General features: G+C 39.7%; 14 protein-coding genes. 4 read left to right on the top strand and 10 right to left on the bottom strand.

Going from position 1 to position 16,291, the window contains the following annotated elements:
• Positions 1-252 precede the first annotated feature (252 nt).
• Entirely contained in the window at positions 253-1,971 is a 1,719-nt protein-coding gene (locus tag HMAT_RS04755; protein WP_199768542.1) for a hypothetical protein, read from the top strand.
• A 72-nt stretch (positions 1,972-2,043) separates the two neighbouring features.
• Positions 2,044-4,833, top strand: coding sequence for a kelch repeat-containing protein (locus HMAT_RS04760; RefSeq protein ID WP_104381645.1), 2,790 nt, complete (start codon positions 2,044-2,046; stop codon positions 4,831-4,833).
• A 297-nt stretch (positions 4,834-5,130) separates the two neighbouring features.
• Here the strand turns inward: HMAT_RS04760 and HMAT_RS26960 are convergent, their stop codons facing one another.
• From HMAT_RS26960 to HMAT_RS04775, 4 genes are all read right to left on the bottom strand, one after another.
• Positions 5,131-5,298 (bottom strand): hypothetical protein, encoded by a 168-nt coding sequence (locus HMAT_RS26960; protein WP_158655621.1) that lies wholly within the window; start codon positions 5,296-5,298, stop codon positions 5,131-5,133.
• Between the two features lie 296 nt (positions 5,299-5,594).
• The gene (locus HMAT_RS04765; protein ID WP_104381646.1) at positions 5,595-6,287 is read right to left on the bottom strand and encodes a LytTR family DNA-binding domain-containing protein; all 693 of its coding nucleotides are present in this window, start codon (positions 6,285-6,287) and stop codon (positions 5,595-5,597) included.
• Positions 6,284-7,474 (bottom strand): TlpA disulfide reductase family protein, encoded by a 1,191-nt coding sequence (locus HMAT_RS04770; protein WP_104381647.1) that lies wholly within the window; start codon positions 7,472-7,474, stop codon positions 6,284-6,286. The genes HMAT_RS04765 and HMAT_RS04770 overlap by 4 nt, the downstream gene beginning before the upstream one ends.
• A gap of 6 nt (positions 7,475-7,480) precedes the next feature.
• Complete coding sequence (locus HMAT_RS04775) at positions 7,481-8,533, bottom strand: sensor histidine kinase (protein WP_104381648.1); 1,053 nt, start codon at positions 8,531-8,533, stop codon at positions 7,481-7,483.
• Positions 8,534-9,745: 1,212 nt separating this feature from the next.
• Here HMAT_RS04775 and HMAT_RS04790 point away from each other — a divergent pair.
• Both HMAT_RS04790 and HMAT_RS04795 read left to right on the top strand, forming a co-directional pair.
• A complete protein-coding gene (locus tag HMAT_RS04790; protein WP_104381650.1) occupies positions 9,746-10,126 on the top strand; it encodes an HD family hydrolase in 381 nt (126 codons plus the stop codon).
• Positions 10,127-10,354: 228 nt separating this feature from the next.
• A complete protein-coding gene (locus HMAT_RS04795) occupies positions 10,355-11,323 on the top strand; it encodes an Rpn family recombination-promoting nuclease/putative transposase (protein WP_104381651.1) in 969 nt (322 codons plus the stop codon).
• Positions 11,324-11,540: 217 nt separating this feature from the next.
• Here the strand turns inward: HMAT_RS04795 and HMAT_RS04800 are convergent, their stop codons facing one another.
• The 6 genes from HMAT_RS04800 to HMAT_RS04825 form a co-directional block, all read right to left on the bottom strand.
• Positions 11,541-12,032, bottom strand: coding sequence for a cupin domain-containing protein (locus HMAT_RS04800; RefSeq protein WP_104381652.1), 492 nt, complete (start codon positions 12,030-12,032; stop codon positions 11,541-11,543).
• Between the two features lie 119 nt (positions 12,033-12,151).
• Positions 12,152-12,880 carry a carboxymuconolactone decarboxylase family protein gene (locus HMAT_RS04805; protein WP_104381653.1) on the bottom strand — a complete coding sequence of 243 codons (729 nt, stop codon included), beginning with the start codon at positions 12,878-12,880 and terminating at the stop codon, positions 12,152-12,154.
• Positions 12,881-12,935: 55 nt separating this feature from the next.
• Positions 12,936-13,331 (bottom strand): nuclear transport factor 2 family protein, encoded by a 396-nt coding sequence (locus tag HMAT_RS04810; protein ID WP_371412037.1) that lies wholly within the window; start codon positions 13,329-13,331, stop codon positions 12,936-12,938.
• Positions 13,332-13,398: 67 nt separating this feature from the next.
• Positions 13,399-14,448, bottom strand: coding sequence for an alpha/beta hydrolase (locus HMAT_RS04815; RefSeq protein ID WP_104381654.1), 1,050 nt, complete (start codon positions 14,446-14,448; stop codon positions 13,399-13,401).
• A 21-nt stretch (positions 14,449-14,469) separates the two neighbouring features.
• Entirely contained in the window at positions 14,470-15,117 is a 648-nt protein-coding gene (locus HMAT_RS04820; RefSeq protein WP_104381655.1) for a flavodoxin, read from the bottom strand.
• Between the two features lie 80 nt (positions 15,118-15,197).
• Positions 15,198-16,283, bottom strand: a complete 1,086-nt coding sequence (locus HMAT_RS04825) for an alpha/beta fold hydrolase (RefSeq protein WP_104381656.1) — start codon at positions 16,281-16,283, stop codon at positions 15,198-15,200.
• Between the last annotated feature and the right edge of the window lie 8 nt (positions 16,284-16,291).

The raw sequence follows: 16,291 nt of genomic DNA on the forward strand, positions 1-16,291 counted from the left end.
ATGTTTCATATGGGGTGGACAAATTGTGGACAATTTCGATTGTTCAACGGTGTTACAGTACTTCTAACAAAGCTGTGTAATTGGCTTTATATATGTCTTTTATAACGTTTTTTATCTCATTTATTAAATTATTACTAGATCTTATGACTGTCCGTAATGCCTTACAAGCGGAACTATTATTTCTATATTCGATCGGCTCGTATTTATTTTTTCGGGTAGCTTATTTTGAAATCTTAGTACTAATAATTTAATATGGAGACAGAAGTAACAGTTGAAAATTCCATTACAATTGCGTTGAAGTTTGAAAATTCAAAGTACGTAATGGTCGGCGAAGACGGTATTCTTCGCGCACAAAGTGACAGTATAGGGCATTCGGAAACTTTTCAGTTATCCGTGATTGATGGAAAAATTGTCGCTTTGATGTCTTACAGTGGAAAGTACGTTTCGTTGATGGCAGATACCGTCGATGTGCTCGCAACGAACAGCTATACGATAGGGCTGACAGAGGTTTTTCAAATAGTCGACTTTGAACATGATAAAGCTGCATTAGCAGCTGCCAATCAACTTTTTGTGCAGGTTGACGAAGCAGATGCCACGTTAAAGGCTACATCCAGCGAAATCTCGATTTCATCGGTTTTTGAAATTGTATTTCTCTCTGGAGAAGATCATCTGTTGAAAAGTCCGCTTGGTATGGCGATAGGAACGGAAGAGCCTGTACCTACCGCAATTCAAGAAGATTCAGATGCCATTTTTACGATTTGTTTCGGTGGAACGGGATGCTCCCGTGATGAGGGACAAGCGACGCGTTCTAGAAGTGACATGAAAATATACAGTGACAAAACGGGGTATATTCCGATCAGAATTCACTGCGATATTTCTGAAAGTTTAAAAGCGGAGGCGCCAAGCATTTCGGTGAGAGGCGTAGGCGAAAATGATTGGGCGACGAACGAAGATGACAGTGAGCCTTTGTTTCTTGACGGACTGCTTCAGGTGGATGCATCACTGCATAAGTATTCGGAAAAGTATTCCGGAGGAAATCAATATTCTAAAACAGGGCAAATCAGTGGTTATGCGGCTCCTGCTCTTGCATTACATGCTGCAAACACCGCAGCTCAGGCTGCGAAAGATCAGGGAAAGAAGCAATTTAATTTCATTGGGCATAGTCGCGGCGCAGTAGAATGTATTATGGCAGCGTGGTTTTTGTATGCCTACGGTCCCGCAGAAGTCAAAAATATACAGGTTAACATTTTTGCAATAGATCCTGTTCCCGGTACGGGAGAGTGGTACGGTATTTTTACTCAGCTACCACCAAATGTGGTAAACTATGTTGGCGTATATGCCTGGGATATGTGTGTTCAACCAGTAGACAGACCTTTCAACGCTTTGGTTCCCAGACCAAATGGATTGATGACACAAAGAGGAAATGTTCCTAAATTAAAAAATTCTTGGTGGCCTTGGGATAAATGGCGGTACATCGCAGATGATGCGCAGTTGACCGATCCTTTAGCTCCCGCTTCATTGGTGCAACCTGTTGGATATGAGTTGTTCGCTTGTCGAGGGAGACATAGTACGGTAGCGGGAAACTGCACATCGGATAGTGAATATAAGGCTGGTAATTACTCGGAGGAAGTTACTCCAGTTCCTGAATTAGTCTATAAGATGGCTAGGGCTTACTTGACCAAATGGGGGACCAGATTCTCACAACCAAGTTCTGTAGAACGTGATGTCGTCTCGCTACGAAAATTGATCAATACTAACCATCAGAAGTTTGATCAGATGGGAGGAGGCGAGACGCGGACTAGTATGTTTGCGATGAGGCCGTATGTGCGGCAAGTGTCGTCTATTCTTGGGCGTAATCCATTTAACACTTACTATATGGATGATGTCGTCGGTGATCCACCCTACAAGTTTGCTTATCCTGTCACCATTGAACGGACAAATGAGGCTTGGGTAAAGTGGAAATTTTTGTAGGAGGGATGTTTGCAATTCGTATATAAAAACATCAATTTTTTAAAATTCTTAATTTTTAACATCAACTTGACTATGGCGGAACAATATCTACCTGTTGTAAAACAGCATGTTGCAGGGCCCAAATTGCCATTTCCCCGTTTTACGGGAACTGGCGCAATAGTGGGCCAATATATTTACTATTTGGGCGGAGGAAGTAAGGGGCCAACTGCGGAGTCTCCCAATTTTTTTAGACTACCATTGGACGCAGAACTTAAACCTAGAGGAGAGTGGGAGGTATTGAATGATCCAAATGGGATGATTTTTCGTACTTCTGTGTCTTCTGCAGTTGTTGGGAATAAGATCTATGTCATTGGAGGAATGGGTAGTGATCGACGTTCTACGTTTTCGAACCGAGTAGCGTGTTATGATACCGATTCTCAGGTATGGACAGACGTTGCCTGTATGAATTTGTCTCGTGTTTCTCCAGCAGTTGTAGCCTTCGGAGACTTGATCTATGTGTTCGGGGGAAATAGTTACATTGGTCAAGGCGCAGGACCAGTGAAATCCTGTGAAGTATACAATACCATAACGAATGTCTGGTCGACACTTCCCGACATGCCGGAGCCCAAAGGAAAGCACGGATGCGCTGTTTTTGGAAACAAATTTTACGTCGTAGGTGGTTCGGGATCTAGTTTTGTATTTGATGCGGACAATTCTACTTGGCGAACTATTCCATGCCCGCCACTTACGGATAAAGGCGGAGTGATAAGCACGACCGTATTGGGTATCAATGGATGCATTTTTCTTTTTGGGTCTTGTGGAACGTTTGATCATTATAATGATCAATCCTATTATTTCGATACTAAATCTGAACAATGGTTTTTGCTCAAAGGAGGAGAACTTCAGTATGCACAAGCACTTTCGGCAATCGGAGGGCGAATGGTTGGGAATTCCCTGACGGTTTATGTGATGGGTGGCGCAGTATCAGAATATAATGTGCAACCGACAAATGGCGTGGACATTTTTGAAATATGTTTTTCCAACGAATTATCTCTGATTGATCTGGTTAGAGAAAAGGTACCACCTTATTTTAATTATTTGAGTGGTACAAATTATTTGCGTATTCTAGATACTCCGCGTATTTGGGGAATGCCTTTTGGAAGAAGCATCATGGAAAAAGCGCAACAAACACAGCAGGATTTTGAACGGGCGATCGTGGAGGTGATCCAAAAAACCAAGTACCGTTGTGATATTTCTTCGCTAAATAGTCCTGACCCAGATTGGGTACGCGCTATTTTGGGAGCGATAGACACGTGTTTGACTAAGCGAATGAATAGAACACAACCGACACAATTCCGTTTTATTTTCGGGCAAACTCCCATGGTTCCTTTAGGTGAACCAGCCAATTTTATGGATTTCAAAGCGGCTCTTGTACGGTTGTGCAGATTGAGATCAGCATACTGGGAGGTCATGCCAGAGTTTTGGATGGGGAGATTCTATCGATTAGGTGCTGGGATTATTTCAGTGATTCAAGCCAAAGTTTTTGGTACCGCAATTATCGGAGCGGAAGATACCAAGATGACGTGGAATCATACCAAAATAATTGCCATGGACGGTACAGAAGCAATTGTGGGTGGACACAATCTAAATATGGATTTGTTTCGAAGCTATCCACCTGTGCATGATGTATCTGTGGTGGTGCATGGTGATGCTGCTTATGGCGCACAACAGTTTTTGAATCAGATGTGGGAGACGGGCAATGATTTACTGACGAAGGAATCGTTCAATGTGTCAAAAAAGAAATGGGAAAATGCGGATAAAGATCGAACAAGACCTATTGATCCTCTTGCCGATCCAACAGCGATAGCCTACATGCAGACTAGCCAGCGCGCACTGATCGATCTCCATCGACGAGGGAATCCAAAGGAAGTAGAAGCAGGTAGTTCTTCTGAAGAAATGTTGAAAGTCGAAGGTATTCGGGAAGATGACTTAAATACGCTAGCTGACTTGGGAAAAGAGGTCTTTGCAGAAAGAACTCCGTATGATACTTACGACAAGTTTGACGAATATAAAGAAGCTAGTCGAACCCTGACTTTAGGGAAGTATTGGAATGGCGAAAGTCTGGAAAAAGACTTCCAGAAAGCTTCGGAAGTGATGAAAGAAAAACTCATCAAGAATGCAAAATCGTCCATCAAAATGTCCCAAATGGATTTGATCAGTGCTTGGAAAAAGAATTGGTCTGATCATGTAGTGTGCCAGTGGTTATTGGAGGCTTTGTTGAACAATAAAAATCTTCAAGTACATATTGTCGTTTCTCCCCTCGACGCTGGCGCTGGAGCGCAAGGAGATCAGTATTCATTTGGTTCGGGAGCCAAAAGAACCTTTGATCTGCTCAAATATTACATGACGCATGATGAGAAGACGGATCAATTGCTGCCAGATACAGACGGTGCGCGAGCAGAAGCATTGACACGACTGCGTGTAGCACCATTTTACTACACGGATCAGGTGCCTTTGGACCGACAAATTGAAGGAGAAACATATAAGTGGCCTGATCTCACCAAAGAAGGGCATACTGCAACATTGAAGCAACCTCCATTAACCGAAAAACCGCCACGCGAAGGTGTCATCGGAAGTGCTGCAATGTCAGTGATCGACGCGAGTGGTTTTATCAAAGATCGGGTAGAGTCAGCTCCCGGGAATCACGCGAAAATTATGATCATTGACGATCAAGCCTATGTCGTCGGATCCGATAATCTCTATCCAGGATTTCTTTCGGAAGTAAATCTTCTAGTGGAAGGAGCTGGTGCTTTACAAGAGATACTCCATTCTTATTGGGATCCGCTATGGAAATATTCCAGCCCGCATAGCATATCAGGATAATTCGAGTACGTCAGGCCATTCCAATTTGGTAGCTGTAACTAATTTCAGTGCTAGGCCTCAAACGACACATATCAAAATTTTTGCAAGGCTAAAGCCTAACGGGTTGGTTAAGTTAAAACTTCCATCTAAATTGCAAAATTGGACAGGCGATTAAGCTTAAGAAAATACTGGAAATTATGAAAAGTATCCACTTTTAAGTTGCAATTCCAACCTCTCATGTGGATTTAAAAAAAATACTATTACCCCCCGAACCTTTGTAGGCGAGGGGGATAATATTTTAGCTTTAAACGATTAATATCAATGAAAGCGCAGCAGTCTGCTGTCTGAAGCCTCTTGTTCACCGAGCAGTTCATCAAATAATTCATGAATAATATTTTCGCAGCTGTTCTTGTCAAAATTGGCAATCGTGATGTAACGTCCGTGGCAGTACATCTGTAGTTCAATATAATAATTAGATATTTTCATAACCCAGGTATTAAAGACTGAAAAATAGGCTAGCCTATCTGAGGGAGACTAACCAAGTTAATGCCGCTAGTTGGATTTTTAGGGTATTTCGATCAAAAGCTCACGGTTAATATTATCACAAATAATTTATAGTTACCGGCCGGCTGTATTAAGAATTTCACAAAAAAAAATACCGTGCTTAAAGAACTGAAATTTTTGCGGAAAAGCAGTCAAATTTTACTTGATAAATTGACATAAATAATAGAATCTTTGGCCAGCATGCCGCTAACTGAAACTTTTTCAAATGGCCGGGGGTACTAACCCAATTCGTCGACCTTTTGTAATAATGCATCGACGGAAAGCATACTTAGTGGGATTTGCGTCCCAGCGATAGTGACCTGTTGCTTTTCTATCTTTTCAATCTTAGATATTGAAATAATATAGGATTTGTGAATCCTCAAAAATTGTTCTAAAGGGAGTTTTTTTTGGAGTTCTTTCAGCGTCATCCGTACTAATGTCCGTTTATTTTTTTCTACAAGATTGATGTAGTTATCTTCTCCGCGCACATAAAGCAGCTCGTTTAATTTTATTCTTATCCAATTGTTACCATCTTTTACAAAAAGATTTTCTGATTGCCTGGCTTTTGTAAAGCTGCTGTTGTACCTACTCTCAGCCAGCAGGCAGGCCTGTAAAAAGCGGTTGAAATTTATTGGTTTTAACAGATAATCTGTAGCAGCTAAATCGAAGCCCTTTAAAGCATGTTCTGGGTAGGCTGTTGTAAATATTACTTGTTGATGTCGCTTAATCATTGAGGCAAATTCTAATCCTGACAAATCGGGCATATGAATATCCAAAAATATAAGGTCAACAGGGTTTTGCTGGATATACGTTAATGCTTCCACAGCACTTACAAACGTGGCTAATAATTGGATGTATGTTACTTTCTCCGCATGATTTTTTATAATATCAAGCGCAGTGGGTTCATCATCTATAACAATTGCTTTTATCATTTCGATAGAATTTCTTCCAGTTTTTTCCTAAGCTCTTTGATGTTTAAATTCTTTGCGACAATTGTACCGTTGGGGTCAATTAAGAAATTCTGCGGTATGGCACGCACACTATATAATTTTACCACTTTGTTATCCCAATGCTTTAAATCAGATATTTGTGTCCAATCTAAACGATCCTCGTTGATCGCTTTAATCCAAGATTTTTTGCCATCAATTTCATCAAGAGATATACCTAATATACTGAAATTTTTATCTTTAAAATCATTAAATATTTTTACTAACGCTGGGTTATCCTGCCTGCAAGGTGCACACCACGATGCCCAAAAATCGAGTAGTACATACTTCCCTCTAAAGGAGATGAGACTCACAGGATTTCCTGCTGTATCATTTTGAGAGAATAGAGGTGCTTGTGTGCCCACAACTAGGTTTTTACGATCCGATAAAAATTTAGAATACGCTTTTCCGGTAATTGTATTTTTAACGCCATAACCGAGACAGTTATACATGGGTTCAATAACTGATAGATCCGGAAAGCTTCCTGCATATTCTTCTAATGAAACAAGTGAAATGTAACTATTTGGATTTTGAGTTATGAATTTTTCTAAAAGTGGCTTCGTAGCTTTTTTTAAACTATCTAATTCCCGTCCCATACGGACCATCTTCACCGAATCACCAGCTGTTACAGGTTTACGCGGTTTTTCATTCCCATTTTGTATATAATCACCGGCTTTTATTTGGTTGCTTATATACATTTGCCTATCCCGTATAGGCTTTAGTATGCTTTGAAGCCTTAAGTAATCCGTATTTATTGCCGAATTTATAAATAGAGGATTTTTAACCAGCTTGTCTGTTTTTAAATTGATAACTCCTGGGTATATGTAAAATCTCAAAGAAATAATATCCTCTCCCTGTTTCATTTTTTGAATAACTGTTTGTACGCCCAACCCTTCATTGTCTAAAACCAGTGTAGCATTTAGAGGGTAGTTTATCTTGCCTGTAATAACATAGGCTTGTTTCCTGTGTACGGCTGAGTCTATAATTTTTTTTCCATTGTTCTGATAAACCAGATAAATCCTGGTGTTTTTTTTCGCATTACTAATTTGAACATTTAGTGTAAAATCTTTTTCCTGAGCAATTGTAATGAAAGAAAGCAGGAAGCCTGAAAACAGTAAAACTATTTTTTTCATGATAAGTTAATTTTCTAATTTTAGTGTAAGTCGTGTCTTATACTGGTTGTTTGAGTTTGATTGTTCAAGCTTATAGCGATTTGGGTAAAGTAAATTCAGTCGTTTGACGGTATTTTTTATACCTGTATTATTACCCTTAACTTCATTTGTGTGACTAAAAATATTATTATAAGTTTCCATAATTACCGTATGATTTATTATAGCAATTTTTATCTTTATAAAACAAGGGGCCTCTAAACTTATCCCGTACTTAAATACATTCTCTATAAACGGCAGCAATATAAGGGGAGCAATTGAGAGGTGTTTTTCAGTTGATTGAATCTCAATAGAAATTTTGATATTGTCTTTTTGAGGTAAACGTACTTGCTGTAAATCCAGATAATGATTTATAAAGCCCAGCTCCTTTTCCAGGGAAACAAAAGTTTCATGTATTCCCGTTATGGTATAACGCATCATTGTTGACAGTTTGTCAATACCATCTGCAGTTGTCGGTGCTTTTTCGTTTAAAGCAGTTCCATATAGATAATTTAAGCAGTTAAAAAGAAAGTGCGGATTAAGCTGTGCCTTTAGTGCGTCAAGTTCATTTTTTGATTGTTGAAGTTTAATTTCTTTTTGATTACGGATATCATAATAATAATCCCGTATGATGGCATACACCAAGGCGTAAGCGCTCATCATTAAAATAGGCGCTGTGCCAGATATGAGCCCCAGAATTCTTATTCTTTCAGGATGTATCAATGCTAATACTATAAAGGTCGCAGTTCCCGTTGATAAAGAGGTCAGGAGCAGCAATAACCAATGGATTCTTTTGAACAAAAACAAATAGTTTACTTCAGCTAGGAATAGAAATAATGCCATAACCACTATATCAGAAAGATGAAAGTTATAATTCCCAAAGTATTGCCATAGGGGTATAGGTGATCCATCTTGGTTCGTAAAAGCTACATCTCGATTGCTCCTATTAATAAATGACACAATGCTAGATAGATTTAAAATGATCCAAACTATTAAAAGGTGAGTGAACCAGTTGCGAAATAATATTCTAAGGTTTGCTTTCATACTTTTCTTTTGTCTCAAAGGACGCAAAGAAATTAGTTACTTTTTATTTTTTGTGGTAAAATATGCTTTAAAGGGGGTGAAATTTTGCCATATACTTACATAAACTTCTGTTTTGTACTGTAGATATACATCTCCTTCATACTCAATAGCTACATTTATATTTGGATTTGATTTTACTTCGTCAAAAAATACTGCCAAAGCTCTTTACTTTTGCAAAGTAAAGAACTTAGTTTTATCACCGGCTTCTCTTTTTATTTTATTCATTTATGGTTATTTAATGCTTACTATTTATTACTCGTAAACTTTAGCTCCCTTGAAAATATCAGCAAATGTTGACCATGCAGCTTTTCCAGCATCTACATTTGCGCCTGTATTATCATAATACCCTTGGATATCTTCTGTATATGTCACCAAAGCTTCCAGAAAGTCGGGTAAGGGTTTTGTTTTCCCAAGTTTCAGGATGTTGGAGCAAATCCTGGCGCAACAAATCAAGAAATTTGATGAAGCTCTGTCTGTCTCTTACTTTCAATTCGTACGTGCATTTAATTAATCAGCTAATTAAAGCTGAGTTTAAAATAGTGATTCATTTAGAAAAATAAAAATCAATCTAAAGATATATGCTTTAAATATTTTTTCACGTCAGAGATTTCGATAACTGTCATTTGAGCAAGAAACCGTCATACGGGAACTAGCATTATTTATGTAACAATCTGGTTAATTAAATTTTAGTTTTATTAACTTTCGATAGATAATATTTATCTTTAAACAGAAGCTATTTATCCTATACAGTGAATTTTAGTTTCACCATTAACCAATGACTTAATTTATGCGTATTATACAACAACTTAGAATTTATTCACACGAGAAATTTGAAAGTCTAGTTTTTATAGGTGCTTTCTTGGCTCTACTTCTTCACGCTATAAGTTTTATGTTTTTTAATCAATACACAGCTTTGCTTTATGGGCTGTTTTCTGGATTAGTATTGGTTCTTTTTTTTAAAAATTGGCGGACTGAATATCTCATGAGCAAATATGTAAAGGCGTTTTTAACATTTTTGGTAGTGCTAGAATTTGCTTTTATGCTATATGATCAAGTCCATCTGAAAGATGTAAATTAGCCATGCTATTTAACCAATAGCTATCAAAATAGACTTACGTATTATATAAGACTATGATGACTGATCAAATTAAGCTACAATAATTGGCTGCGATCATGGATGTGCTGCAGTTGGCTGAGAAACTAAAGTACGAACTACGGCATAGCTGGTTGTCCAATGGGCGACAGGAGAGTGTTGCCGAGCATACCTGGCGCATGTCGCTGATGGCGATATTGATTGAGCCGATTTTGGATGAGAAGGTAGATTTAGCCCGTCTGTTAAAAATGATCATTATCCATGACTTTGTTGAAGCAGAAGCGGGAGACGTCTCCGTATTGGATCAGGTCCGCAATCCGGAGATCAGAAAGATCAAACAACAAAATGAAGAACTGGCTATTCTCAAGATCAGTCAAATGCTGGCAACAAGTAACAGACAAAAAATCTATGATCTTTTCTATGAATTTGATAAAAAAACCATTAAGCTCTTTAAGCACTGACTGTATTTGATTTTATTAAATTCACCAAACAGATATTTAAGACGGAAACAATTTCTTGCGAATTTTTCGGGCGATCCCGAAAGTGAATAGGATGATTAGGATCTTAAACATGTGTGATATTATTCAAATAAATATATGTGTTAATAATATTTGTTTACTAATAATATTAGTTTTTTGTATTTTAATTGCTTATATTTGCATTGTTAACCAATTTAAAAACAATGTATTATGAGTGAATTGAAACAATCGAAATATATCGATATCACGACAGATTATGGCTTTAAAAAAGTTTTCGGATCAGATACCAATAAAGATCTTCTCATCGCTTTCTTAAACGAACTTTTTAGAGGTCGCAAGGTTATTGCTGATTTATATTATAACAAAAATGAGCATGTTGGCGATACGGAGGATATCGGTTCCGTTATTTTTGATCTGACCTGTACCGCAGATAATGGAGAACGGTTTATTATTGAAGTGCAGCGCACAGCACAGGGTAATTTGAAAAAGCGCATGCTTTACTACAGTAGTAAATTGATTGCGGACCAGGCACCTAAGGGCAACCGTCGGGCTTGGAATTATGCAATTAGTGAAGTCTATATCATTGTATTAATGGATGGATTTAGGATGCCTGATGTGGGTGAGGAGAAGTATTTTTTGCACGATATTTGTCTATGTTATCGGGATCACGGTAAAATATTTTACGATGATCTAGGCTTTATATATATTGAATTGGTTAACTTTGTTAAAGCTGAGGCAGAGTTAGATAACGATTTAGATCGTTGGCTTTATATACTCAAAAATATGTCCTCGCTGAAGGGACTTTCAAAATATTTGCGGAAACCGGTATTTGAAAAGTTATTTCAGTTAGCAGAGTATAGTAAACTAAAACCGGAGGAACGAGAGATGTACAACGCAAGTTTAAGGAATAAATGGGATGCCGAGAGTATCCGAAGTAGTCAGGAAGAGCTATTGAAACGAGCGCGCGAAAAAGCAATGGCGGAGGGAAGAGCAGAAGGAGAAGCTAAGGGAAAAGCAGAAGGAGAAGCTAAAGGAAAAGTTGAAGGAAAAGCAGAGGTAATAAAAAACCTGTTGTCTTTGAATAAGTTTTCGATTTCGGATATTGCCGAACTGGCGAACGTCACTGAAGAGTTTGTAAAGGTGATCGAGGCAGAGGAGAAGGAGACTAAAGGAAAATAAAGCATATTACAATATAGGATTTTATGGCCGCTAGGATACTGTCCAAGCGGCCTTTTCTTTTTTAGTGAACAATTTAGAATTTACCCATTGTTAAATTTAAAAATCATTACCGTATCCCGTGGCCAAGCAATCACTTTCTACCAATGGAAGCAAATCTAGGACGTTATGGGTGCACAATTGATAGCTCATCTACATTTTTTAACAGCTCGCACAATCGTTATTTAGGTTCACGATTATATTCTTCATCTGTCACTGGTTTATACCACACCGTTTCTCCTTTTTCCCTGCCCGTAATTGCAACCTGTACAAAAGCAGAATCAGCACTTGCGCCATGCCAGTGCGGAACGTCAATTGGGCACTTGACAACTTCGCCTTTGCGAACAATAACTTTATCTTTGCCTTCTTCCTGGTAATATCCGACACCGTCCAAAGCCAGGATAATCTGTCCCGCTGGGTGGGAATGCCATTTGGTCCTCGCACCCGGTTCAAAGGTTACACTTCCGACCGCGTTCTGATTAACGCTATCCGCTGTTACAAGATTATTTAAATATGCTGTTCCCGTAAAGTTGTCGTTTGTAATCTTTACACCTTTGGCAAAAATTGGGTCGTTTGTTTTATCCTGTTCAGTCTTTTCCTGTTTAATCTGTTGACCACAAGAGATGGCCATTATACCCGTTGCACATAATATCGTTATTTTTTTTAAATTCATGATTTTAGTTTTTTAATTAAAGTTTATCAATATGAAACCCAATTTTAGGGAAATCTCAAAGGGATAAGAAAACCAACGGCCTTTCTTTTGTACACCGTACAGATAAAGCAATATACTGCTTACTTTTTATCCGATAATACCTCGTCCAATATTTCTTGCGCATCTAAACTTTCTTTTTTGCCCACTGTCGATTCTATAACGCTTATAAACTGCCGCAGTTTTTCCTCGGATAAACCAACATTTAAACAAATCGTCAAATGAGATTTCAGCATCGGCTCCACACCGCCTATACTTGCCAATACAGATACTGTTACAAGTTCTCTTTCTGCGTAAGAGAGTACATCCCGTTCAAAAATATCGGCAAATAGATGTTCTTTTAGAAATACTTCGATAGTAGGTGCAAAAGCAGCATAACCAGTTTTTGGATCTTTTTCCGGTATACCCGTGAGCTGTTCCAATATAGCTTTTCCACGGTCATATTTTGGCTGGTCATTGCGAATAGGTGAGGCCTCTGCGCCAAGCGGATCGTCAATGCCTTTGGCCTTTCTTTCCTCGAGCACTGCCATCAGCGTCTGCAAACCACGGATACTCCGCGGAAAACCAGCGTAAGCATAAAGATGTATGATTCCCTCTTTAATCTGATTGGTTGTCAATCCATGATCAAGCCCTTTATTGAGTGCATCTTTTAGTTTTGTCAGTTCACCGCTGGCCGTGGTAGCAGCAATATTTACAAGTCCCTTTTCTTTGTTACTTAAAGAATCGCTTTTAGCCGACTGGCCTGCGTATAGCATGGGGGCTTGGCAGAATAATGTCAGTATTAATAGTATTATAAACTTTTGTCTCTTCATTATTATTTAATGTCTTTAGTAACCTTTTTTGTGATCATTATGCTCGGGTTATTGGTTATCTATTTCCGGGTGTAAGCAGTTTAGTGAATGATAGTGACCCCAGCTTCCAATGGCCATTTTGTTTGACATACACTTCCGTAACCATAAAAGGATTAGTCACCTCATTGCCACCAACGACGGCCAATAGATCGATCCTATTGAGCAGAATAGCCGTATTGTCTATGATATTGACCGATACTTCGTGGATATCAGCCTTTTTATACCAGATGCCGCCGCTTTTTATCACTTCGAGCTCCCGTTGTTTTCCCCAGGATCCACCCATGTGGACAAACATGGATTTTTCGTGGAAAAGACTGTCTAATGGGCCGACATTTTTGTCGGCCATCCATTGCCATTTATCTTTAGAAAGTTTGATGATTTCCTGATCGGTGGCCGATTGCGCGAGAGAGATCTAGATTCCGGTTAGGGCCAAGCATAGGCCGAGCAATAATTTTCTCATTATAAGTATATTTTATCTGTTATTGAAGATTTTGGTGATAGAAATCAACCAGTTTATTTACCGCTTTTGCAACGTATTCTTTTTTCCAATACGTTTCAATGTGCGTTGCACCATCTATTAAAAAGAGCTCTTTATTTTTCGCATTTTTTGCCTTCGGAAAAGCCTCATCCGTCATGTATTTGGTATCTGCTTTGCTTCCCGCCATCATCAATAAAGGCTGGTTGATCAGTTCGATGCCATTGGTCGCATCCCATGTCATCAGGTCCATCAGGCTGCTGGTGGTATATAAAAACGTTGAATTTGGATGGGCATGGGTTCTGTAATAGTACTCAAATCCTTCACGATAGAGGTCGGTAGGCGTTTTGGCAATTTCTTCGTCCGTTATGCTCGCAATACCAGAATATTTGATTTCTCCACCTGCTGCTTCCTGTGCCCTGGCATCTGATGCCTGTTTAAGGCGTTGCTCAATGGTGCTTAGCTGTGAATTTTGAAATCCATTCCGTCTCACTTCACCTGAATTGAACATACTTAATGTCGCGACAGCTTTAAGGCGTTTATCAGACTGAGCGGCCTTGAGTATATATCCACCGCCACCGCAGATACCCAGGGCACCGACACGGGCAGGGTCGACACCTGCATAGCCTGCTATATAATCTGCCATTCCATGGATATCTTCTGTCCTGAACTGCGGTTTGTCTGTATGTCTGGGCTCTCCGCCGCTGGCTCCCTGATAGGAAGCGTCAGCAGCCATGGTTATGTAACCTGCTTCGGCAAGCCGCTGCGCGTACAGTCCGGCGGTTTGCTCCTTGATCCCGCCGTTGGGATGTGCAACGATGACGGCCGGATATTTTTTTGAAGCATCATAATTTGCCGGAGTATAAATATTCGCTGCGATATCTATTCCATTTAATTTATAGGTTACAGGATGTATTTTTACTTTTCCTTTAACATTCTCCGTAATAGCATCCCCGTAGACCAGTCCAAATGGATTTTTTGATTTGTCCTGTGCCTCAGAGATCATGCCTGTTGCCATAAACATGGCTATGATGATATATTTGATCTGTTCCATTTCTTAATAATTATAAATTTTTTATTTTGCTAGGCCGATTTTCACAAGCCAATGCTGAATTTCATTTTCAACCAATTTTTCTCTACCACCTTCCATGACGAAAAGGATACCATCACGTTCCACTCCGCCCTTGGTTGAATATCCTTCAAGCACCTTACTACCCGGGAAGAGCTGCCTGACAGTGTCAAACGTACTGCCAATACCGTAACCGGCATTTGTATTGAATGGGACGACAGTTTTTCCCGCCAGATTATAGTCGTTCAGGAAGCTTTTTATTGGTGGTGGCAGCTGCATGCCCCAGGTCGGAAAACCGATGAATACCACATCGTAGGTATCCATGCTGTCGATCTTCGTTTTTAATGGCGGAAGATAACCTGTTCTATTTTCCTGGGCGACCTGATCCACGACAGTTTGATAATGTGCTGGATAAGGTTTCTCCAATTCAATTCCCACTAAGCGACCACCCACTTTCCTGTGGATAATTTCAGCAAGAGCTTTGGTGTTTTTTGTTCTGGATAGGTAGACAATCAATACCTTCTTGTCCTGCAATGAATCTGCTTTCTCTACTAGAGAAGTATCCTTTTGTGCTCCTGATTCTTCTGCCCGTGAGCAAGAAGTCACCGAGAGAAATATGCTGATAATAAATCCGTATAATACTTTAGTTTTCATTTGTATCCTTCTGATTTATACAAAGTTCTCCATAGTTTCCTGCTTTATTGGTATACAGATTACGGATAATACTACCAATGTTACTTATCCAGCTTGTTTTTGTTCAGCCAGCTCGATAGTTCATCGGCGATCTGCACGTTATTGAGGTCAGAAAACGGAAAGTGCGTGTTTCCCATGATTCCTTTTTCCGGCAGATGGACTATGGTCACATCGCCGCCATGTTTATTGACAGTGGCAGCCCATAACCGGGCCATTTCAAGTCCCGAGCGCCAATGGTCACTGTTCCATACGGTAGTCGGTTCTTTGGCGATGTTATCACCGTAGTATACTATGATCGGTATGCGTGTTAGCTTTTTGAAATCTTCGAGGGGGATAGCGGTACCTTTGAGCTCACCAAAGAGTCCTGCAGATTTGATGGGTTGAGGTAGTTCTCCCTCTGGGAATACAAAACCACTATACGGTTCGTAGGCTACGATACCTTTGATTTTATTATTTTTTATAGCGGTCATCCATCCGGGGCCACCGCCCTGCGAATGGGTGACCAGGATGCCGTCACCTATTTTGTCAAATAAACCGGAAACGGCGTCCGATACCACATTGGCATCAAAAGCTCCAGTATTGGGTGTCATCTGCCGATAGAACTGCTCTAGTGAGGCAGCATCTTTCGGAAACTGCACATTGGGAAAGTAATCCGGGTAATTTCCTAAACGGAATTGTGTAAACCAGAACTGTTCATCAGCAACAGGCTTGATCGTTGCTTCCACCATGCTTTTGCCCGCTTCACCACGTCGGGGCTGATCGAGCAGGTACACGCCGAAATTACGGCGCAGGAAAATGTTCTGAAAACCCTCTCGTCCATCTGGCGTAGTTTCCCATGTCTTTTTGGACTGCCCGGCACCATGTAGGAAAACCAGCGGGTATTTTTTAGCTTTTACAGGAATCTGGTAAAATGCATAGGCATGATCTCCATGATAGGTCTGACCCTGCGGCTTAAGTGCATCGTTGACATTAAAATTACCGGATTCAGTTTTTTTTGTGCCACCTATAGCAAAACTTCCCTGCTCGGCAATACGCAGCGGTTTTTGTTTTATCTGAGCATGCAGTGGTAATGTTGCCGATACAAGGCATGCGATAGTAATGATGTATCTTGAAAAATTCTTTGTCATTTCAGTTT

Source organism: Sphingobacterium sp. HMA12 (assembly GCF_002933815.1).
In the GTDB taxonomy this organism is placed as follows: Bacteria; Bacteroidota; Bacteroidia; order Sphingobacteriales; family Sphingobacteriaceae; genus Sphingobacterium.

Bases quoted from the DNA above. Each gene is read 5' to 3' on its own strand.
- HMAT_RS04805 (WP_104381653.1), bottom strand. From the start codon at position 12,880: ATGAAGAGACAAAAGTTTATAATACTATTAATACTGACATTATTCTGC.
- HMAT_RS04820 (WP_104381655.1), bottom strand. From the start codon at position 15,117: ATGAAAACTAAAGTATTATACGGATTTATTATCAGCATATTTCTCTCG.
- HMAT_RS04800 (WP_104381652.1), bottom strand. From the start codon at position 12,032: ATGAATTTAAAAAAAATAACGATATTATGTGCAACGGGTATAATGGCC.
- HMAT_RS04825 (WP_104381656.1), bottom strand. From the start codon at position 16,283: ATGACAAAGAATTTTTCAAGATACATCATTACTATCGCATGCCTTGTA.
- HMAT_RS04775 (WP_104381648.1), bottom strand. From the start codon at position 8,533: ATGAAAGCAAACCTTAGAATATTATTTCGCAACTGGTTCACTCACCTT.
- HMAT_RS04765 (WP_104381646.1), bottom strand. From the start codon at position 6,287: ATGATAAAAGCAATTGTTATAGATGATGAACCCACTGCGCTTGATATT.
- HMAT_RS04760 (WP_104381645.1), top strand. From the start codon at position 2,044: ATGGCGGAACAATATCTACCTGTTGTAAAACAGCATGTTGCAGGGCCC.
- HMAT_RS04815 (WP_104381654.1), bottom strand. From the start codon at position 14,448: ATGGAACAGATCAAATATATCATCATAGCCATGTTTATGGCAACAGGC.
- HMAT_RS04790 (WP_104381650.1), top strand. From the start codon at position 9,746: ATGGATGTGCTGCAGTTGGCTGAGAAACTAAAGTACGAACTACGGCAT.
- HMAT_RS04795 (WP_104381651.1), top strand. From the start codon at position 10,355: ATGAGTGAATTGAAACAATCGAAATATATCGATATCACGACAGATTAT.
- HMAT_RS26960 (WP_158655621.1), bottom strand. From the start codon at position 5,298: ATGAAAATATCTAATTATTATATTGAACTACAGATGTACTGCCACGGA.
- HMAT_RS04755 (WP_199768542.1), top strand. From the start codon at position 253: ATGGAGACAGAAGTAACAGTTGAAAATTCCATTACAATTGCGTTGAAG.
- HMAT_RS04770 (WP_104381647.1), bottom strand. From the start codon at position 7,474: ATGAAAAAAATAGTTTTACTGTTTTCAGGCTTCCTGCTTTCTTTCATT.